General features: G+C 39.9%; 19 protein-coding genes. 2 read left to right on the forward strand and 17 right to left on the reverse strand.

Going from position 1 to position 21504, the window contains the following annotated elements; all coding sequences use genetic code 11:
* Nucleotides 1-2: 2 nt before the first annotated feature.
* The gene (locus H4O18_RS14465) at nucleotides 3-1574 is read right to left on the reverse strand and encodes an SDR family NAD(P)-dependent oxidoreductase (RefSeq protein WP_187585789.1); all 1572 of its coding nucleotides are present in this window, start codon (nucleotides 1572-1574) and stop codon (nucleotides 3-5) included.
* 224 nt (nucleotides 1575-1798) lie between these two features.
* The gene (locus tag H4O18_RS14470; protein ID WP_187585791.1) at nucleotides 1799-2392 is read right to left on the reverse strand and encodes a hypothetical protein; all 594 of its coding nucleotides are present in this window, start codon (nucleotides 2390-2392) and stop codon (nucleotides 1799-1801) included.
* A 213-nt stretch (nucleotides 2393-2605) separates the two neighbouring features.
* On the opposite strand from H4O18_RS14470, the gene H4O18_RS14475 reads away from it, so the two are divergent.
* Nucleotides 2606-2950: a HopJ type III effector protein gene (locus H4O18_RS14475; RefSeq protein WP_187585792.1), complete on the forward strand. Its 345-nt coding sequence runs from the start codon at nucleotides 2606-2608 to the stop codon at nucleotides 2948-2950.
* 67 nt (nucleotides 2951-3017) lie between these two features.
* On the opposite strand, the gene H4O18_RS14480 is transcribed toward H4O18_RS14475, so the two are convergent.
* From H4O18_RS14480 to H4O18_RS14550, 15 genes are all read right to left on the reverse strand, one after another.
* The gene (locus tag H4O18_RS14480) at nucleotides 3018-3779 is read right to left on the reverse strand and encodes a glucosamine-6-phosphate deaminase (protein WP_187585794.1); all 762 of its coding nucleotides are present in this window, start codon (nucleotides 3777-3779) and stop codon (nucleotides 3018-3020) included.
* A 10-nt stretch (nucleotides 3780-3789) separates the two neighbouring features.
* On the reverse strand, nucleotides 3790-5031 hold the full coding sequence (locus H4O18_RS14485; RefSeq protein ID WP_187585796.1) for an Nramp family divalent metal transporter: 1242 nt from the start codon (nucleotides 5029-5031) through the stop codon (nucleotides 3790-3792).
* A gap of 74 nt (nucleotides 5032-5105) precedes the next feature.
* Nucleotides 5106-6275 carry an N-acetylglucosamine-6-phosphate deacetylase gene (locus tag H4O18_RS14490; protein WP_187585798.1) on the reverse strand — a complete coding sequence of 390 codons (1170 nt, stop codon included), beginning with the start codon at nucleotides 6273-6275 and terminating at the stop codon, nucleotides 5106-5108.
* A gap of 101 nt (nucleotides 6276-6376) precedes the next feature.
* Entirely contained in the window at nucleotides 6377-7207 is an 831-nt protein-coding gene (locus tag H4O18_RS14495; RefSeq protein WP_187585800.1) for a 3-keto-disaccharide hydrolase, read from the reverse strand.
* Nucleotides 7204-8196, reverse strand: a complete 993-nt coding sequence (locus tag H4O18_RS14500) for a Gfo/Idh/MocA family protein (RefSeq protein WP_187585802.1) — start codon at nucleotides 8194-8196, stop codon at nucleotides 7204-7206. The genes H4O18_RS14495 and H4O18_RS14500 overlap by 4 nt, the downstream gene beginning before the upstream one ends.
* A 9-nt stretch (nucleotides 8197-8205) precedes the next feature.
* Nucleotides 8206-9558 (reverse strand): Gfo/Idh/MocA family protein, encoded by a 1353-nt coding sequence (locus tag H4O18_RS14505; RefSeq protein ID WP_187585804.1) that lies wholly within the window; start codon nucleotides 9556-9558, stop codon nucleotides 8206-8208.
* A gap of 57 nt (nucleotides 9559-9615) precedes the next feature.
* Nucleotides 9616-10701: a DUF6807 domain-containing protein gene (locus H4O18_RS14510; RefSeq protein WP_187585806.1), complete on the reverse strand. Its 1086-nt coding sequence runs from the start codon at nucleotides 10699-10701 to the stop codon at nucleotides 9616-9618.
* A 9-nt stretch (nucleotides 10702-10710) separates the two neighbouring features.
* The gene (locus tag H4O18_RS14515; protein ID WP_187585808.1) at nucleotides 10711-11778 is read right to left on the reverse strand and encodes a LacI family DNA-binding transcriptional regulator; all 1068 of its coding nucleotides are present in this window, start codon (nucleotides 11776-11778) and stop codon (nucleotides 10711-10713) included.
* A 189-nt stretch (nucleotides 11779-11967) separates the two neighbouring features.
* Nucleotides 11968-12729, reverse strand: coding sequence for a CDP-alcohol phosphatidyltransferase family protein (locus H4O18_RS14520; protein WP_187585810.1), 762 nt, complete (start codon nucleotides 12727-12729; stop codon nucleotides 11968-11970).
* 209 nt (nucleotides 12730-12938) lie between these two features.
* On the reverse strand, nucleotides 12939-13943 hold the full coding sequence (locus H4O18_RS14525) for a Gfo/Idh/MocA family oxidoreductase (protein WP_187585812.1): 1005 nt from the start codon (nucleotides 13941-13943) through the stop codon (nucleotides 12939-12941).
* A 178-nt stretch (nucleotides 13944-14121) separates the two neighbouring features.
* The gene (locus tag H4O18_RS14530; RefSeq protein ID WP_187585814.1) at nucleotides 14122-15408 is read right to left on the reverse strand and encodes a PAS domain-containing sensor histidine kinase; all 1287 of its coding nucleotides are present in this window, start codon (nucleotides 15406-15408) and stop codon (nucleotides 14122-14124) included.
* Entirely contained in the window at nucleotides 15408-15722 is a 315-nt protein-coding gene (locus H4O18_RS14535; RefSeq protein ID WP_187585816.1) for a circadian clock KaiB family protein, read from the reverse strand. The genes H4O18_RS14530 and H4O18_RS14535 overlap by 1 nt, the downstream gene beginning before the upstream one ends.
* Nucleotides 15719-16027: a circadian clock KaiB family protein gene (locus H4O18_RS14540; protein WP_187585818.1), complete on the reverse strand. Its 309-nt coding sequence runs from the start codon at nucleotides 16025-16027 to the stop codon at nucleotides 15719-15721. Before H4O18_RS14540 ends, H4O18_RS14535 begins: the two co-directional genes overlap by 4 nt.
* 26 nt (nucleotides 16028-16053) lie before the next feature.
* The gene (gene kaiC / locus H4O18_RS14545; protein ID WP_187585820.1) at nucleotides 16054-17481 is read right to left on the reverse strand and encodes a circadian clock protein KaiC; all 1428 of its coding nucleotides are present in this window, start codon (nucleotides 17479-17481) and stop codon (nucleotides 16054-16056) included.
* A 635-nt stretch (nucleotides 17482-18116) separates the two neighbouring features.
* The gene (locus H4O18_RS14550) at nucleotides 18117-20747 is read right to left on the reverse strand and encodes a valine--tRNA ligase (protein ID WP_187585822.1); all 2631 of its coding nucleotides are present in this window, start codon (nucleotides 20745-20747) and stop codon (nucleotides 18117-18119) included.
* A 198-nt stretch (nucleotides 20748-20945) separates the two neighbouring features.
* Here H4O18_RS14550 and H4O18_RS14555 point away from each other — a divergent pair, with 198 nt between their 5' ends.
* The gene (locus tag H4O18_RS14555; protein WP_187585824.1) at nucleotides 20946-21332 is read left to right on the forward strand and encodes a DUF1573 domain-containing protein; all 387 of its coding nucleotides are present in this window, start codon (nucleotides 20946-20948) and stop codon (nucleotides 21330-21332) included.
* Nucleotides 21333-21504 lie beyond the last annotated feature (172 nt).

A 21504-nucleotide genomic window follows, 5' to 3' on the forward strand; every position in this document is an offset into this window, starting at 1 on the left:
GATTACCAGTCTATGGGACGATAATCCTTTAGAAACTTACCGCACCAATGTTTACCAGTATTAATACCGTCGATCAACGGATCTAACACCCTAGCGGCCCCATCAACAATATCCAATGGAGGTTGAAAGTCATGGATTTCTTCCTTTCTTTTGGATAATTCTATAGGGTCCTCGTCTGTTACCCAACCCGTATCCACAGCATTCATAAATACCCCGTCCTTGGCAAAATCCAGTGCGGAAGTATGTGTCATCATGTTCAGTGCTGCCTTGGCCATATTGGTATGGGGGTGGCGATCCTCCTTATAAAACCTATGGAATTTACCTTCCATGGCAGATACGTTTATAATATGTTTCTTACCCGTATTTTCCTGGCGCATAAGCCTAGACAAGCGGTTACAGAGTACAAAGGGTGCAATGGCATTTACCAGTTGCACTTCTATCATTTCCGGGGTTTCTATCTCCCCCAATTTTAATCTCCAGCTATTGGTCTTGCGCAGGTCTACCTGCTGTAGATCCGCATCCAATTCTCCTTCGGGGAAAACTTCCTTTGCAGAAAGGGAACTATCAAAACTATAGGGGATTTGGGATAGCTTGGCAGAAGCCCTAATTCCAATTCCTGGCTCAGGTGCATGCCAATTAACCGGCAAGGCATTATTTTGGACGCTTGCGGTTCCTTTGGTTAGGCTATTAAGTTCCTGTAAGCAAAAATCGTGGTCGGACAATACTTCTTGCGCCCTTGGGGGTAACTCCTGTAACGGAACCTCCTCATTCTTCATCAGGTGCTGGTAAAACCCGGCAGGCCTTCTTACCGTTTGGGCAGCGTTATTGATCAGAATATCCAAACGGTCGTATTGTTGTTCTATAAAATTGCAAAAGATTTCAACACTTGGTATATGTCTTAGATCTAAGCCATGTATTTTTAATCTGTGCCCCCATTCGTGAAAATCCTCCTCTTTGGAGAAACGCAATGCGGAATCCACTGGAAACCTTGTAGTGGCAACCACAGTTGCTCCCGCCCTTAACAATATTAAAGTGATATGATAGCCTATTTTTAATCTAGACCCGGTAACTATGGCAACCTGCCCGCTAAGGTCGGCCGTCTGAAAACGTTTTGCATAGTTATAATCGCCACATTCTGGGCACATGGCATCATAGAAATGATGTAGCTTTGTATATACAGTTTTACATACATAGCAATTTCTTGGGGATTCCAATTCCAGCTCATCCAAGGTCTCCTTAATGGGAGCAGCCAGTAATTTTGGGGCTACAAAAACGGCGGCTTCCCGGGCACTTCTAATACCTGTTTCCTTACGCGCATGCTTATCGCGCTCGATCATTTTACGCTTGGCCGCCTTGGCAGCGTCTTTCTTGCGTTGTTTAAATTCATTCTTGGCCGGCCTGGATAATTGGCCAGCTGCCTTTAGCAAAGCCACTCTTTTCTCCTCTGGAAGTTCAAAAACAGTATGCCCATTTTCCACCAGCTTCTCAAGTAGAAATATACACTGATCGATCTCTTCCAAACTTAGCTTGTCCAAGACATTCTCCTGCCTATCTACCAGATTATTACTACCCATTTCCCTGAAATTTTCTGAAAATTAAAACCGTGCAAATGTAAGGTTTAAATTAGATTGCACAAACAGAACGCTTTAGCGAAAAAACAAGTCTAAAACAAGACTGTTCAGACTCGATCAATCTTGTCCAAACACCAGCTGATATAGGTAGTTTTATTGGACAGCATTAAAGAAAATATATCCAAAACATGAGCATTGACCTGAAATGTTTTGAAAGAAGTACAACTTTAATCAAAAGGCCCCACCATAATATGTGCCCTATGGGTACCTGGATCCATTAACCATGGCATTCCAGGAGCGTGTGGTTTGTCCGGTAATCCCGTAGATTCCGTGGTTGCAAAAGGGGTGTAAATAACATATCTGAATTTACCATTTTGCAATTCCCCGGTAGTGGTATTATAGTCTTCGGATTTTCCATAGTATATATACATCATGCTGGGTTCTTTGGGCATTTTCAATTTTCCCGAAGCTACTTCCTTAGCACGAATTTTCTCCCTCTCGTCTCCCGCCAGATCCTTTGCCGAGAGTTCCCTGCCACGGGCCATAAACGGTTCCAACTTTTTGGAATAACAGGCCACATTAATTCCGTCCTTATTGGGATTGTCCCCAATGCATATCAAATTATTGGTTCCCTTCCGCAATACCACCAATTTCCCAGACTTATCATAACCATACACCATCGCTCCATCTTTCTTTTCCTCGGGAGCTGGTAAAACAGCAGTTTTAATCTGAATATCGCTTGGGAGAACTTCTATTTTATGCCCTTGGCACATTGCAGGAAAAACTGATAACAGCAACATACCTATAATTAGATGTTTCATGTGTTAATATTTAGTGTTGTGATTAATTATTTATTATCTATATAATCGATTTATAATGGACCAACAAAATTGAATATTATTCCATTTCCTTAAAGATAAAAAATATGGATCTAACCCATTCCACAAATATGGAATAATTAACTTCAGGAAGTAGCTCGGTTTCTTGTAAGGATAATATAAATTTACGAGCTAAAACTAAAATCACACTCAACTATGACCGTTTACGAATTTCTAAACAAACTTAGAAGAACTCCGGAAGAAATAGCATTTGGAGACACTATAAATATCATAGATACCTATTATAACTTTTCACCTTCAAAATTTACCAACGGGGATGTGATAAACGAGGCCGGCCAAAATTCTGGTTCCTGCAAGGTATTCTCATTTGCACAACATCATAAACTAAACAAAGAAGAAACCTTGGCATGCTTTGGCTCCTACTATAGAAAAGATGTCTTGGAAAATCCAAACGGTACAGATCACCAAAACATTCGCAACTTTATGGTTACGGGTTGGGAAGGTATTTCTTTCGACGATGAGGCCCTGAGTATCAAATAATTTGTAACCAAGCGCATCCAATATGTCTGAGCCTTGGATATTTGCTTGATAAAATACCCAAGACAAATTATTTAACTAGGGATGCTGAGGCCTTATCCAAAAACAAGACAGTCTCCTTATGGGTCCTCAGTATGGAACCGGGACAGGCAGTACTAATATCCCCATACAGGGTATTGTAAACGGCCTGGGCCTTTCTTTCGTCCGGCACCACACAACTAATGGCCTCACAGTTCAATATAGCGGTAATGGTCAGTGTAAGGGCCTCTTTAGGCACATCGTTAAAGGTTGGAAACCACCCCTCTCCAAGTTGCTGATTTCTACAGGCCTCATCCAACTCCACCACTTTTACTAATTTGGGATCTTTAAAATCGGCCACTGCGGGATCATTAAAGGCTATATGCCCATTCTCGCCAATTCCAATACAGGCAATGTCTATTGGATGGACTTTCAGGGCTTCTTCATAACTCCTTAACTCCCCCTCCAAATCTTCAGCATCACCATTTAAAAAATACACCTTTTTAGGTACCACACTATTCAGGATGCGTTCTTTAAGATACTTTCTAAAACTAGCGGGATGGGATTCCGATAGCCCCTTGTATTCATCCAAATGAAAAACAGTTATTTTTTTCCAGTCGATTTCCTTGGTCTGTAGTGCCTCTAAAAACGAAAATTGAGATGCACCCGTAGCCAATATGAGGTTGGCAGCACCTTTTTTGCTTATGGCCGTCTGTAATTTACTGGCTACATAATCGGCCGCCGCCTCTCCCATGGCCTTTGTCTCCCCATAGGTTTTTACTGCCAAATTTTCGATTTGAAATGATTTTTCCATTGTTTCTTTTTTAAATAAATTCTGCAATTGCAAACCATGTGGTAAGCAGGGAAAATAGAATTACGGCCACTAGGCCAAAATTAAGTTTAGCCCCAGCCTTATTATCCCCCATCAATTGATGCCTGTTGATTAAAATAAACATAGGTACCGCTACGGCTGGCAGGATACAGGCCTGAAAAGCCTGGGAAAACACCATAAGTGCAGGAGGTCTTTCCTCTAAAAACACGGTCCCGAAAGCAAATATCAAAGCTCCGAATATCAGAACTCTGGAAGTGGTGGAATGTATATTTCTTGGAGTTCCCCTATAATCGGCAAGTAACCAGGGAGCTATTAGCACAATCGGAAATATAGTGGAGAGTCCAGCCCCTGTAATCCCTATAATAAGCACAAAGGCGGCCAATTTGCCACCCAAAGGCTCAAACAGGGATATCATCTCTACTGTATTGTCCAGTTTCATCCCGGAAATATGCAAAGTTCCTGCGGCAACGGCCATAATAACACCGCTCAATAAAAGCATCATAAAGGCGGACACAAAAGCATCTGTCTTTTCCTTTTTTAAATCGTTTATGCCCCATCCCTTTTCCGCCACTACGGTACTTCTCATAACAAAAACAGCAGCCGAACAGGTTGTCCCTGTAATGGCGGCAATAAGTCCCAGGGCACCTGGTGTGTCCGGAATACTTGGAACCATACCGGACATGATATCTGCCATATCGGGACGGACCATGATAAAAACAACTAAAAAGGACAGTCCCATCAAGATAACCAAAACCGTCAATACTTTTTCAAAGGCCTTATAACGGCCAAACCACAAAAAGAATGCAAGTATTACAACAAAAAACAGGATGATCCACGCCCTTTGGACCACTACTCCATTATACGCCAAGCGTACCCCTTCCTGAACCAAATCGGCCACTATTCCCATTACGCCCATAAGCGCCAATAATTCTCCAATAATAAGTACTAAAATAATATAGAGGGAAAGTATCCAACCCCATTTAAATTCCTGTTTAAAATTAAACAGGGCAGTCCTTCCTGTTACCAAGGTCACCTTGCCATAAGCTACCATTAATATATAGGTGAAAATACAGGATAGTACCAATGCCCAAAAAAGGCTCATACCGTATTCCGCACCAGTTTTGGCCATTGTGGTAACACTACCCGTTCCAATATTGTAACCAATAAGAAAAAGCCCCGGACCTACCGCGCTTAGTCCCAATAATATTTTTTTGATTAATGATTTATTGCCCATAACCCGTTTAACACCTTTTAATTTTTAACCCTATGCTTTATTTTTCGCTTATTTAAGTTCTCAAGACGCTATAACTACTCTTTAGAATAAACCAATTGACCCGACACAAATGTTTTATGAATAACCACCTTATTATTTTCCAATTGAAAAAGAATAAGGTCTGCCCTTTTTCCTTGTCCTATTTCTCCCAATTCATTTAACGAGAACATTTTTGCAGGATTGGTACTTGCCATTTGTATGGCATCCTTAAGAGTACATTGAGTATAATCCATAATTACACCCACACAGGCACTAATAGGTGATGCTGCCCCGGCCAGAACATTTTCCTTGGGTAATTTTACCACGTTGGGGGTCAGCAATAAGGTACGTTCCCCACGGGTATATTCTCCCGGTGGCAAGCCTGCCAAATCCAAGGCATCTGACACCAAAATAGTTTTATCCGGTCCTTTTACCTTATAAAAACTTCGGACCTCCTCCTTGGTCAAATGAAATCCGTCCGCTATAATGCTAGGCGTAATCCTATCATCGGCCAACTGTGGCCAAAGCGGATTATAGTGCCTATTAATTTCGTTGGCACATCCGTTACCCAAGTGGGTAGCCATTTTTGCCCCTGCATCTATAGCACGTTCTATATCTTCTGCGCTACCATTGTGATGACCAAGTGCCACTGTTATGCCATTGGCCACACAATTGCGGATAAAGGGGATGGCACCGTCCAACTCAGGTGCCAAGGTTATTAACTTTATACCGTTGTTTGCCGCCCGTTGCAACTCCTGAAATTCTTCCCAGTCCGGATTTTTAATATATTTCTCCAAATGCGCCCCCCTGAAGCCTGGTAATGGTGATATATAAGGACCTTCCAAATGGAATCCGGGAATGGATTTTCCTATTTCCGGATCTTTTTGTGCTTGGGCCAAAATGGCAAAATTCTTTTTCATTCTTTTGAAATCACTGGTAATAATGGTGGGGAAATAAGTTGTTACCCCAGCCTTCCACAAAGCCTTCGTAGCTTTTCTGATTCCCTCCACAGTAAGCTCGGGCCCTGAAAAATCTACGCCCATGTAGCCATTAATCTGGACATCTATCAAGCCTGGAGCTACATATGTTTTCGAAACGTTATTCCCCGTGGCAAGGCGGTTAATTCCCGAAATTTTGCCGCTTGTAGTGGAAAGGGAGACCCATCCCTCATCGGAATACAAAACGCCTTCTATCCCGTTAATATCATTGGACTGTGATGTTGCCATATTACAAAAAAATAATAGTGCTATAATTGATCTACATTTTAATATCATAATAAATTATTGATTTTACATTCAGCTGACCAGAATCAATTTTATCAAAAAAATTAATCACCCAATTTAATTCTACGAATCTTAATATTCCTAAACCAGGCATCGTCCTTATGGTTTTGCAGAACTATATGGCCATTTCTCTTTTCCAAAAATCCTGGTATATCCACATATTTGCTCTTTTTAAACAGGGAATCCAAATGCCTGGAACCAAATTCATATGTAACTACCTTTTTCCCGTTTAGCCAATGCTCCACGTGTTTGCCATTGATTAATATGCGACTTGAGTTAAACATCCCAATTGGCCTAAGAGTTGCATTTTCAGCCGCAATCATATCGTAAAGGCTCCCCGTATACTGCGAAGGTTTTAGTTTGCCCGCATAAAGGGTATCGGAATCATCCAATAACTGGTATTCAAATCCCAATGCAGAATATTCGGATCCGAACTTTTGGGAGATTTCCTCGGACACATTGTACTTCAACCCTGTATTGCCCGCCTTTAATATTTTCCATTCAAAATACAATTCATAATTATCAAAAGTATCTATGGTCATTAAATCGCCGCCCTCCATGGGTTGGCCATCGGGCATTGATGGTACCTCGCCACTATTCAGTTTTCGTATGGTTCCCTCCTCAATTTTCCACAGTTCTTTTTGAACATCTTTTCTGCCCAAACCTCGCCATCCATTGAACGACACCCCATCAAAAAGTAGTTCCCAACCCTGCTGCTTCTCCAGATCGGTCAGCCTGTTGTTCATTTCTACCGTGGCCTTCAATTCTTGCACGTTCTTTTCCTCTTTATTCTTGCACCCATGTGATACCAGAACAATCATAAAGGCAATGGCACAAAACCAAGGATTCAGCTTCTTATTACACTTCTCGATCATGCTACAACGGATTCCCAATTACCTGAAATTATAGATTTTTGAAGCGCTTCCAGTATGGCAATTCCGTGTATAATGCTCTCATGGCTGCGGGGTTCCTTACCGGTACTGAACATGGTGACCATATCCACATAGTTTTTATCCGGACCAACGGTCTCAACTCTGGACTTTAATTCAACCACTCCTTCGTCCGTTTCAACAAAGGTCTGCCACCCGTACTTTTTACTGGTTATTACCAAGGTAGCCATCCTGCCGTTTTCAAATATCAAACTGGCAGTACTGTTTAGATTTTCCTTTTCATTTTTGTTGAACCTAGCGGAAACAATTTTTTCATCAAAAAGATAAATAAGGGGTTCTACCATATGCACTCCATAAAAGAAAAAGCCTCCATAAATAGAATTGATATCGGCCTTGCCATAACAGGTAACTTGATTAATTTCCTTCATTTCCGCCAATTGTTTCCTCATATCCACAGTGGCATTGCTGTGGGCAATGGAACTGTAGGAAGTAACGGGAGTACCGACTTCTTTTGCCATTTCCAAAAATATTTTTGCGGCCTTGCTACTATAGCAAAAGGGTTTATCGATAAAGGTGGGTATCCCAGCTTGCACAAACGGTAATGCTGCATCAAGGTGAAGATCGCCATGCCTATGATCTACAATCAATGCATCGATCTTGCCCATCATTTCCGATGGTTCTTTTACAATAACGGGAATGCCGGCTTCGTCCTTGGCCAATTGGGCAAATTCTTCCTTTTCGCCCCAAATGTATTTAACCTCCCAACCTGGAAACTTCTTATCCAAATTGAACATTTTCCCAAAACCCCTGCTGTGGGAGTTTTCGGCACCTATGATACCAATAATCTTGGTTTTCATTACCGACTTTTTCCTTGATTTCAGTTGAGAAAATAAGGGTGACGGTAAGGACAGTGCCAATGTTGAAAAGGCAGCCCCTTTGCCTAGTTTTTCCAAAAACGATCTTCTATTTGCCATATATTTATATTATAATTTCATTTCCCATCCTTTTTCATAAGAACGGCTCCATAATTTTTGAGCATCATTATCCCCTAAAATATGTCCATTTTGAGGGTCAATATTCAATGATCTACCACTACGCTGTGCAATATTTCCCAGTTGCACCAACAAGGTACTTTTATGTCCCGAGTCTATGTCTGCATTTAGGGCTGTGCCGTTTAAAATGGCATCGAACATATTCTGTATATGTAAGGCGTCCAGAAGTTCGGCCGGATTGGATTTATTCCTTGGGTCTATTTCTTGGTTGTTTTTCACCTCCTTTACAATTTTACCCTCCAAATCGAAAATGGTATAGCTATTTCCACTAGGTATAAGCATACTGCCGTTTTCCCCATAGAACATTACACCTACAGCACTTCCCTCAATGGGCTTTCCATTACAGCTCCTTCCCTCCCAGGACATAGACATCCCATCTGCGAAATCCAAATTAATTACCTGGGTATCCGGTGTCTCCCAATCGTCCTGATATCTATATCTGCCACCATTTGAACTCACCTTTACAGGATAGTCTACCTGCATGCCCCAGCGCAGTAGATCGATCATATGGGTGCCATTATTTAAGGCTTCGCCAGTACCCCAATGCCATAACCAGTGCCAATTATAGTGCACAATATTGTCCTTATAATTTTTTCTGGGTGCCGGACCTTGCCAAAGGTCCCAATCCAACCACTTAGGAACCTCAACTTCCTTACCTATTCCAATAGATTGCCGATTGTTGGTATACCACCCCTTGCCAAAATATACCCGTCCAATGGCACCAGACTTCAAAGCTTTTATTCCTTCAACTACATTGGGCCAGGAGCGGCGCTGGTTGCCCATCTGTATGACCTTGCCATATTTTTTTGCAGCCTGCACCAAAATTTCTCCCTCATTTGGGTTGTGACTACATGGTTTTTCCACATATACGTGCTTTCCGGCTTCCATGGCCAGAAGCGATGCCGGAGCATGCCAATGATCTGGAGCGGCTATTACCATGGCGTCCACATCCTTACTTTCCAAAGACTTGCGGAAATCGGTATAAGATTTTGGCACCCTGCCTTGTCGCTCTTTTACGACAGACAGACAATTCGCTATTGCTCTGCTATCCACATCACAAACATGGATTACCTCAGAGTTCTTTTGACTCGCAAAATTTTGGGCCAAGGCCTTCCCCCTACTATTTACCCCCATCATGGAAACATTGATCCGATCGTTGGCACCTAGAATTCGGGCATAACTTTTAGCGCTAAATTGTGGGAGCATCCCAGTAGCGGCAATTAAGGCCGAACTGGCGGCGGTTTTTTTAATAAAACTTCTTCTTGAGTTTGAATTTGATCCCATACTATCCAAGTTTGAACGTTAATTGTATTTTTTATCTCCTATATTCTATATAAAAGCCTAGTACAGATTCGAAAAATCCTGCCCCAGTTTAGTGATTTCCTCGTCAGAGACTTCCCCCGAACATATTAGGGTACGAAAAGCGAAACGAACAGAATCTCCCTTTTTTAATTTCAGGTTCATAGATTCTTTACCGTCCGAAAATACATTCTGCCCTAATGGATTTACTGCAAAAAGACCATAACCTCGAGCGTGCCAATAGGCCGGATAACCAGGGTTCTTCTTATGGTCAAGAATCACCACAGCAACTTTCTCATCCTTGTATTTTCCGAAAAGCTTCATCCATTTGGCTCGGGTGCCCCAAACATCCTCTCCTGTAATTCCTTCACTGCTTAGATAATCCCCAGAAACCGCATCATTATTAATTACTTTTATCGTTTCTGGATTTCCGTGTGCATCCGTTAGCGTTAGTGGATCATCTGATGGCAATTCCAGTTCTCGACTCACCCTAATGGCAAACATACCTTCCTTGGTATCCTTGAATAAAATGTCCTCTTGGGCCGTTAAAGTACTTATCCAATCAATGATTCTGACCTTGTCCTTATCCATAAAATGAAGCTCTATTTCTTCTGTAATTTGGGTACGCCCTCCTGCTTCCCAATTGGTTTTTACGCGAATTGTCCCTTGTTCATCATCAGCTTTGGCCTCAACTACCTCTTGATGCCTAATTACACCACTAAATGCCTTCCTATCTTCCGGGGTTGCCTCTGAATGCCCCCAATAGTCAATACCATTTACATCCCCATAATTCATCCACATTCCTATATGGTGCGGATGATCTGCACGCTCACCGGCCACAGTCTTCAATGGGTATTTACGTGTAATTTCCGTCCCTTCCGAGGTCACTATAGGCCATAAACACGGCTTCATAATATTATCCGGATAGATGTATGAAGTAAATAATTCATCCCCGAAGTAGACATCCACTTTTTGTTCCGACTCTTTATTTTCTATCCTAATATCCTGTTTTTCCGCTACTTGTGCAGGATTTACCTTATTCTTATTGGACTTGCCATTTCCACAAGAACTCAGAATTAGTAGCAAAAGAGTGCAAACAGGTAATCCTAATTTAATTCCTTTATTCATTTATTACGTTTATTGAAAATTAATATAATAATCTACGTTTTCCTTAATAATTATATCCAAAGGCACAAACTGCACAGCGGCCGGTGATTTTTTATAAACAAAAAAATCGAACAAGGTCTTTACCGCGGTTACTCCTTGAAATACTGGTCTTTGGGAAATAATATAATCGATATTTCCGTTCTTCAATTCAGTCACATTTCCGGGAACAATATCAAACCCCACCACTTTTATGTCCAGTTCGTGCAACGCGTGATACCTAGAAATTAAATGAGCCCTGGAATTACTAACAAACACCCCTTTGGTACCTCGATTTTTAATATAGTATTTGGTCAGTTCCCTGCTTACCTCTGACTCGAGGGTAGAGGGTATGGTAATGGAATCTATTTTCCTATTGGACAATGCTGCGTTGCTTTTAAAGAATTCCTTAAATCCCTTTTCCACAATTCCAGTGTGGGCACTATTCTCAAGGCCCTTTACCAGATTTACAACAAGAATATCGTCCGAAGGACCCAAAATTGAGTTCAATAATTTGCCAGCAATATAACCGCTACCTTTTAAGTCAGGCCCAATATAACTGAGGTTTCTCTTATTCGGGATGTTGGCATCAATAAAGACATAAGGAATATTCCTTTCCTCAAGCTTTTTCATGAAGCTTAAACTTTCCTTCTCAAAAAGGGGTGCCAAAATTACACCACTTGGATTCTTCCCTAGAATAACATCGGCATTTTTAATAAAACTAGATTCATCAAACAAACTGTATTCATAGGAATCCAGCTCCAACCCAAAATCCCTATGGACTTCCATTGCCTGATCCACACCAATTCTTGGTAAGGTCCAATAACTTTGGGAGGTGGTCGCTTCCGGAAAAAGGGTGCAAACCGTAAACTGCTTTCCCAAAGCCAATGTTCTTGCCAACAGATTGGGATTAAAATTCAACTTTTCAATGGCCTCTTCCACTTTTTTCCTTTTGGCGACGGAGACCTTACCCCTATTGTGCAATACCCTATCAATGGTTCCAATGGAAACATTGGCATAGTCCGCCAGATCTTGAATAGTGGTTTTTTTATTTTTTACCATTGAAAACTAAACCTTACAAATACATGATATTTAATAATTTACAAAAGTGTGTAGGTACACAAATATAAAAATTATAAGGAAATTTCAGTTATTTATTATAAAAATTACGGTGGATTGTAGAATAAATTAATGAAAGTGTGTAAGCACACACTCATTGAAAAATAAAAAAATCGATGATTTCAGCTTACCCTACAATGACCTCCTAATCGCGATAAACAAGAAAATAAATATGGAGTAAATAATAAAAAAAGGAATTATATAATTAACCCATCCCAAAACAAGCATAACACTAATAATCAAAAGTTGAAACCCAAGTCCAAAGGTAGAAACTGCAGTCATGAGCCAATTGGGAAGTCTCCTGCCATTGGCGGCCTCGGCATCCAGTTTATAAATAATGAGGTCAAAGCTGCCATAAAGAATTTTATACCACCAAAAAAGGATGTTCACATTTCGTTGATGCTCTCCTACCATGGCTACAGGAGTCCCGGATTCAAAGATTCGACTAGTAACATCACCATGAAATTTATTCCTCAAGATTACATAGTAGTAGTTATAAAGTGTCCCTTGCAACTGAAGCCCTAAAAATGCCAGTAGTGTTAAAGCAAAATCAGTATTGGTAATTCGCCAGAGCACCAAGAATATTAAGATATTCAATACAATATCGGATACAGAATCAAAATATCGACCTGTATATGATGGCGTATCCTTTAACCTTGCCAACTCACCATCAGCAGCATCCAAAATTGATTTTAAAATAAAAAACAAGGCAGCGTACCAATAATAACCATAATACATACACCAAATAGCGATAACACCTGAGATGAGGAATCCAAAAGTAACATGAATAGGGGTAACGGCCGTTGACTTAAGTGCGTTCGCGATAAGCCTAGCTATTGGCCTCCCATAATCCGAAAGGTCTAAAAATTTATGGTCTTCCGGCAATTTAGACATTCTTAGCTTTTTTTATGGAGCATTTTTAATGACTTAGTTACCTAAATTTTAAAACAGCACACTATTTAACAGTTACCTAAATATACGATTAAATAAGAAGGAAATTATTTACATCGTTCAAAAACAAAGGGGTGATCACTCAGGTTTTCACTGAAAATAGTGAGATTTCTAAAAGAATTTGGCAAACACCAAACGCATCCAAAACTTATTTACCCCTCCAGAATCTCTAATTGTAATATAATATCCTTTTCGGTAATGGGATATGGAATTCCATCCGCAAGGGACTTATAGACATCTTCAAATAAATTAAGATAGGACGATTTTGCAGATTCTATTTTTTCGATTTGTTTTTCACCATCCTCTGTAATCGTAGTGAGTACACCAAATTTATCGGATTCCTCGATTCCAAATAAAGGATCACCAGGACTCATTCCGGCCAACAATTGCTGCTCCTGAATATCCGTTCGAGGCTTAACAAAGGTACCCTTGGTGCCATTAAGAACAAATGAAGCTTGCGGTTGCACCACCAACATGCTCATAGTTATAAACACCTGCACACCCTTGGGATACAACAGATGTATATGAGCATAGTCGTCCACTTGGGTTTTTGGTCTGAATTGACCCGTGTACTTACTCCATTCCAATGGATATCCAAAAAGCGCTATCGTCGCGTCCAATAAATGCGGACCAAGATCGTACAAGAGGCCGCTACCAGGCACTGGGGTTTCCTTGGCAATTTTAGGGCCTATATGATGTCGGTATCGATCGTACCGCATATGCGCCTCTACCAAGGATCCAAGCTTACCGGACTCCAGTACACTTTTAACGGAAAGAAAATCACTGTCATACCTTCTATTCTGATAAGGCAAAATACTGCGATCAACCTTTTTTGCCTCTGTAAAAAGCTCCTTGGCCTCAGAGCTGGTAACGCAAAACGGTTTTTCTACCAAAACGTGCTTTTTTGCTTTGAGCGCCTTAAGTGCAAATTCGAAATGTGTGAAATTAGGCGTATTTACCACCACCAGATCTATGTCCTTATCCGCTAAAAGCTGGTCCACGGAATCATAACTTTTGATTTTGGGATAACTCTTGTGAGCTAATTTTTTACTTCTCTCAACCACTGCCGTCAACTGGAATCCAGGATGCTCATTTAAAAAAGGGGCATGAAATAACGTGCCCGACATTCCAAAAGAAAGAATACCTGTTTTAATCATCTTTAACGCCTTAGGAAGAATTATTTAAATCTTTAATTTTTCTGTATCAAAATCAACTACCAATTTAACAATTGGACTATATAAATTGGTTTTCTATATGCTCTATGTTATTGATTTTTATTGCTTGTAATAGTCCCTACCCTTTTATAACCCTTCATCTGTAAAATTAAAATCTTCACTATATGTCATGGCGGTTTTCCGGGATATAAATGTTGAAGGTAGCTCCCTTGTTCTGTCCTGAGGAAGCGGTAATATACCCATTGTGGTTTTCCACAATCTTTTTTACAATTGCGAGGCCAATACCGGTACCAGTATATTCAGACTTACCGTGTAATCGCTGAAAAAGTTCGAATATCCTTTCATGGTACTGTTGCTCAAAGCCTATGCCGTTATCAACAACGGTAATTTGGCAGTATTTTTTCGCGCCAGATTTTTTGGTTGTACCGAAATCCAATTCTGTAGTCAATTTACTCGTAATTACAATATGAGGGGCCCGATCGGATCTACTAAATTTTATTGAGTTACTAATTAGATTATACATCAATTGCCGAAATTGAAAGGGAATAATTTGAACCTTACAAGGGGTATTAAATTCAAATATCGCCTGGCGTTGTTCCAACTCCTCCAAAAGCTCCAATTTAACATCTTCCAAAATTGCAGTTAAATCTACCAGTTCAAAATTTCCTTTCTGCGTATCAGTTCGGGAATAGGCCAACAAGTCCTGAATTAAATCCTGCATCCTCCTTGCAGCGCTTTGAATCCTAGCAAAATAGTCGATTCCTGTTTCTGAAATATTCCCTTGTTCTTTATCGATTAGCCTAGAGGCAAAAGTTTGAATTTTACGCAAGGGTTCTTGCAAATCATGGGAAGCAACGTAGGCGAAGGAAGCCAGTTCCTTATTATTTTTACTTAATTCAACATTTTTTCTTTCCAAATCATCCTGATAATCCTGAATAACCTCTTCATTACGCTTCTTTTCACTCAAATCGGAAATAATAACACCTACAGTTGCAATATTCGGTCTTAAGGAAGTTAGGGAGATGTAAACGGGAATTATCGAATTATTGACATTTAAATTAATCTCTCCTTTACTCTTTTTATAGAAGGAATTTTTGAACAACTCCTTAAATTTACCATGAGAATCCGCATCCACAAAATTCAATAATGATGTCCCAATTACTTGATCATAAGTAGAATTTAACAACTCACAGAAATAGGGATTGGTATAAACGATCATGCCTTCTTCTGTGACATTTATAGCACCTTCCCCAAATTCCTCGATCAATACTCTGTACGCATAATCCCCACTTTGAAGAGTATATACTTCAGATCGATTGTCTATGTTGACAGCAAAAGCATCAACCTCGCCCTTTTGAATTGCGTTGACAAGCTGCTCCGAATCTTCCAACCGACTTTCGAGTTCTTCAATCTTTTTTAATAAACTTTCTTTGGATACCTGCGTCATTAGCTTCCATTAAATTGAATACCTAGGGCTTTAACCACTTTTTCTGTATCGGCCAAAGTACCGATCAAGGTTTTCCTAGGCAATGGCAATTGTTTAATCAATGAGGGACTAAAAATAATATGTTGCTCCGCTGCCACTTCAGGGTGTTTGTAGATATCAATAATTTCCAGTTCGAACGCACCTGCCAAATGCTCCTCACTTAAGCGTTTTATGTTTTCGATAGCCTCCATTGATTTTGGGGACATTCCTGAAACATAAAGCTGAAGAACTAATTTATCTTCTGAAATAACCCTAACGGTGTCTTTATTTTTCATGTCACAATTTTCTTCTCCTTATCCAAGGTACGAATATTCAAACCCACCAAGACCCTTTCCTCATTGGAAAGATCGCCTATGATTTTTCTCAAAGGTTCAGGAAATTTTCTCACCAAGGTAGGAATAGCAAATATTTGATCGCCCTCAGCTAATTGTGGATTTTTCAATAAATCTATTACCTCAATGGTATAATTCCCTTCCAAATGTTCCTTGCAATATTTGTTTATGTTCTGCAGGGCTGTAATAGACTTAGGAGTCTGTCCAGCTATGTACAATCTTAATTCGTATTTTTTTGATGTTGACATCCTATTTCAAATTTAGCAAATTGTATTTATAAGTTATCTTCCTTAAATTTAAAGCCCTTATTGGAAATTGCAAACTCCTTTTTTCCATTAAAATGCCCCATACCCCTAGCTTTCACCACTAATAAACTCCGTTCCCTAGTCCCTTTTCGATTTTCATTTCTAACATTAATCCAATTATCTGCCAGTGATGATACGGCATCTACAGTAGGGTCCGAATGTACATTATCATTATTATGGGTCAAAGAGGTAAATAACGCATTAATTTGATTAGTCTTTAAAGTGTCCATTAACCTCACCAACATCCCCCTTACTTCACTACTGCTTCCAATTGTAATTAGACTACTAATTGGATCTATTATCACAGTCTTTGGCCTCAATTCAGACATCAATTTATGAAGTAGCAATAAATGCATTTCCAACCCTTGTAAGGAAGGCCTTGAAGCGTGAATATGAAGCAACCCCGCCTCAACCGCAGGCCTTAAATTTAATCCTATCGAATCCATATTACGAAGCAATTGTTCCGGAGATTCCTCGAATGAAAAATACAGTACAGGTTCATTCCGCTTATAACTTGCCATAGCAAAATAAGAAGCCAAAATGGTTTTTGATGTACCGGCAGTACCGGTAATTAATGTACTACTTCCTCGATACAGTCCATTAAGAGTAAATAAGCTATCCAGATCCGATAACCCATACGAAATGACATCCGTAGGAGATTCGTAATCCAACTTTAAAGAAGTTACAGGGATAACGGAAATACCGCTTTCATCTATAATAAATGGGTATTCATTGGTACCATGTGTAGATCCACGATATTTTACAACACGAAGTCTTCGGGTCGCAATTTGATCAATTACCCTAAAATCCAATAAAATTACACAATCCGACACATATTCCTCCAAACCTTGTCTGGTAAGGGAATTTTCTCCTCTTTCTCCAGTTATTACCGCTGTTACCCCTTTATCTTTCAAAAACCTAAATAAGCGACGTATTTCCGACCGTAATATGGACAAATTATCCATTCCGATGAACAAAGATTCAATTGTGTCCAACACCACCCTTTTAGCTCCTATAGCATCAATGGCATAGCCCAATCTTATGAACAAACCTTCCAAATCATATTCTCCAGTTTCCTCAATTTCCGAACGTTCTATATGCACATGGTCAATTCGAAGTTTATTTTCGGACTTTAACTGCTCTAGGTCAAATCCCAAGGAACGTACATTCTTACCAAGGTCACTAGCGGACTCTTCAAAACTCATAAATACTCCCGGTTCATTGTACTCTGTAATCCCTTTTACCAAGAATTGCATTGCAAAAAGGGTTTTACCACACCCAGCACTACCACAAATTAAAACAGGTCTTCCCTTGGGAAACCCCCCCGTAGTTATTTCATCCAAACCACTAACCCCAGATGGGGTTTTAGGCAAGCTATTATTTTTAACCATTGTCATTCAAAAACTATTAAATATATAATTACTGAATAATAAAATTACCCATTTTTTTTTGAATCAATCGAAATTGATTCAATTTAAAGGAGTCGAAATTTTCTCTTCAATAAGAATGGATTAAAGTTTTAAATTGATATGACCCAATGAAGTCATTTTCTGCTAATCCAATTTTATTTTTTGAAAGTCCTGCAATTCAGCTAAGAATTACTGGAATATCCCTTATGTTCGAATTTGTCTAATGCCCTTCAACATTTACAATAGCCTTTGCAAGGCATACTTAAATCAATCATTGAAAATTAAGGGTAAGTGAAGCTTTTACACATATAGAGCGTTTTATAAATACTACCCGCCTTCAAACAGGGGGATAAATCCCTAATAATAGGTAACACCTCCAAAGCCCCCTGTAAACGAATAACTCTTGGAATCCTCGTCTACAGGCAATTATTTGTTGGGCATATTTTTTGGAACAAAAATATTTGTGTTGATCAGCAATGATTATCTCAATCGATAAAAACCTTAACCCATAACTAATGAAGAGCTTTTATTTTACAGGAATAGTTAAAGCTTAAAAAAGAATAAAGAGCCTATTTACCCTATATACATACACGCAACCAATTCGCTGAATTAGCCAGCATATATTAACGTATATTTTCCAAGCTTTTCTCCAAAGTATCTATCTTGGCAAGCGCATCTGCTTCCTTCTGCCTTTCCAAGGCAATAACTGGTTCAGGAGCATTACTCACAAAACGATCGTTGGAAAGCTTCTTTCTTACCGAAACCAAAAAGCCCTTTGTATACTCCAATTCTTCCTCTAATTTTTTAATTTCCGCCTCAATGTCAATCGCGCCGATCATTGGCACAAAATACTCGTTGGACTTCACCCTAAACGTCAAGGCGCCCTCCACCGCATTGTCTACATAATCGATCGCCGATAAATTGGTCAACTTGGCAATAACAACATCCCAATCCCGAGAAATATCCCCATCATTCAATACCGACAATTGAAGCGTATCTTTCATGGGAATGTTCTTTTCCTTTCGAATAGTTCGGACTCCGGCAATTACCTCCGAGGCAAAATTAAAACCTTCAATCAACTCCTCATCAACAGCCTGTATTTTTGGCCATTTAGCAATTACCAATGCCTGTTCGGGGCTTCGTTCTGCAATATGCTGCCAAACCTCCTCGGTTAGGAAAGGCATAAATGGGTGCAATAATTTTAAGTTTTCTTCAAAAATATGGATTACCGCGTCAAATGTAATTCTATCTATTGGCTGCTGATAGGCGGGTTTTATAATTTCCAATAACCAGGAACTATAATCATCCCAAACCAATTTATAAATAGCCATTAATGCATCCGAGATACGGTATTTACTAAAATGATCTTCAATTTCAGCAAGAGTTTTGTTGAATTTTGCGGTATACCACTCAATTCCCAACTTGGAAGCCTCTGGTTGTGGCAGGTCGGCAACCTCCCATCCCTTAACCAAACGGAATCCGTTCCAGATTTTATTGGCAAAGTTTTTTCCTTGTTGACACAATGCCTCATCGAACATTAAATCATTACCTGCCGCAGAACTCAACAAAAGTCCAACACGAACCCCATCTGCACCGTAATCTTCAATTAATTTCAGGGCATCAGGCGAATTTCCGAGCGACTTTGACATCTTGCGTCTTTGCTTATCGCGCACCAATCCAGTAAGATATACGTTTTCAAAAGGCTTTTCCTGACGATATTCATAGCCGGAAATAATCATTCTTGCCACCCAAAAAAACAGGATATCCGGTCCGGTCACCAAATCATTGGTAGGATAGTAATATTCTATTTCCTTGTTATTGGGCTCCAAAATCCCATTAAAAACACTTATTGGCCATATCCAAGAAGAAAACCAGGTATCCAGAGCATCCACATCCTGCCTAAGGCCATCCATGGTCAACGCCGAATTTCCGGATTTTTTCTTGGCCAATTCCAAAGCTGCTTCCTTGCTCTCAGCAACAACAAAATCGTCCTGTCCGTCCCCAAAATAATAGGCCGGAATTTGTTGTCCCCACCATAATTGTCTGGAAATATTCCAGTCGCGGATGTTTTCCATCCAATGGCGATAGGTGTTTTCGAATTTTTTAGGGAACAACTTAATATCTTCATCCTCTAAAACCGACTTTATTGCAGGCTTCGCCAATTGTTCCATACTTAAAAACCACTGGTCGGACAATCTTGGCTCTATAACCGCTTTGGTTCTTTCCGAGGTACCAATTTTATTAAGATGTTGCTCGGTCTTTACCAAAAACCCCTTTTCTTCCAATTCCTTGGAAATGGCCTTCCTGACCACAAAACGATCCTGGCCTTCATAATAGAGCCCAAAACTATTTAAACTGGCATCCTCATTAAAGATATCTATGGTCTCCAAATTATGTTTCTCTCCCAAGGCCTTATCGTTGACATCATGCGCAGGTGTCACCTTAAGACAACCCGTTCCAAATTCCACATCAACATATTCATCCTCAATAATAGGGATTACCCTATTACAAATGGGTACGATAGCATTTTTACCTCTCAAATGGGCATAACGTTCATCATTGGGATTAATACAGATAGCAGTATCCCCTAAAATGGTCTCCGGCCTAGTAGTGGCAATGGTCACCATTTCGTCAGAACCCTCTATTTTATAAGCCAAATAGTACAACAGCCCCTGTCTTTCCTCATAAATCACCTCTTCATCGGACAAGGTAGTTTTCGCCTCTGGATCCCAATTTACCATGCGGTAACCCCTATATATCAACCCTTTGTTAAACAGATCCACAAAGACTTTTATAACGGAAGCGGACATATTGTCATCCATGGTAAACTTGGTGCGGTCCCAATCGCAGGAACAGCCCAATTTCTTTAGTTGTTCCAAAATCACCCCACCGTATTCATGCGTCCAATCCCAGGCATGCTTTAAAAATTCTTCTCGGGTAATATCTTTTTTATCTATTCCCTGTTCTTTTAATTTGGCAACCACTTTAGCCTCCGTAGCAATGGAAGCGTGATCGGTTCCTGGCACCCAACAGGCATTTTTCCCCATTAAACGGGCCCTACGAATCAATACATCCTGTATGGTGTTGTTCAACATATGCCCCATATGCAGCACTCCGGTAACATTTGGTGGCGGTATTACAATGGTATATGGCTCCCTATTATCCGGGGTGGAATGAAAATAATTATGCTTTGTCCAATAGTCGTACCATTGGCCCTCTATCTTCTGAGGCTCATATTTTGAAGGAATTTCCATTATTTGGAACAGTTTTTGCTAACCCTTAACGGGCGATTACTAATTGAGTGCAAATTTAATGTTAAACATGAAGTAATTCTAAGGTTTTTGCCCAAATAGAAATACGAAACAAAAATAACTAACGTTATTACATAACAAAAGAATTTTGGAGGTTCATTAAAAACATTTACTTTTGAAATTCACCAAAAACTAAAAATAATGAAAAAAATAGTACTAGTTCTATTTATTGGTCTCTTAGGTTTTGGCCTAACCGCTCAAGAAAATGTAGCGAAAATTAAATTCAAAGCAGAAACCGTTGATTATGGTGAAATCGCTAAAGGAAGCGATGGTGTAAGGATATTTGAATTTACGAATACAGGGGATGCTCCACTTGTCATAAGTAAAGTTAGCTCTAGCTGTGGATGTACCATTCCAAAAAAACCGGATGCACCAATCTTACCAGGTAAAACCGGTGAGATCCAAGTAAAATATGACACCAACAGAGTAGGTCCCATTGCAAAGGCAATTACAGTAATTTCCAATGCTGACACCCCTACGAAAGTGTTAAAAATAAAAGGAAAAGTATTGCCTCCAGAAGGCAAATAAACTCTTCCCTACAAACAAAAAGCTTGTTAGTACTTTATAAAGTATTTAACAAGCTTTTTTTATTCCCGAGACCCGCCTTTCTAAAGCCACAGGCATATTGAAAGTCGATAGTCGAACCAATCGAATCCCGCCATTCTGAGGCGGTTCCTGTTTAATTCCATACTTCCAAAGA

The organism is Arenibacter arenosicollis, from assembly GCF_014397245.1.
Classification (GTDB): domain Bacteria; phylum Bacteroidota; class Bacteroidia; order Flavobacteriales; family Flavobacteriaceae; genus Arenibacter; species Arenibacter arenosicollis.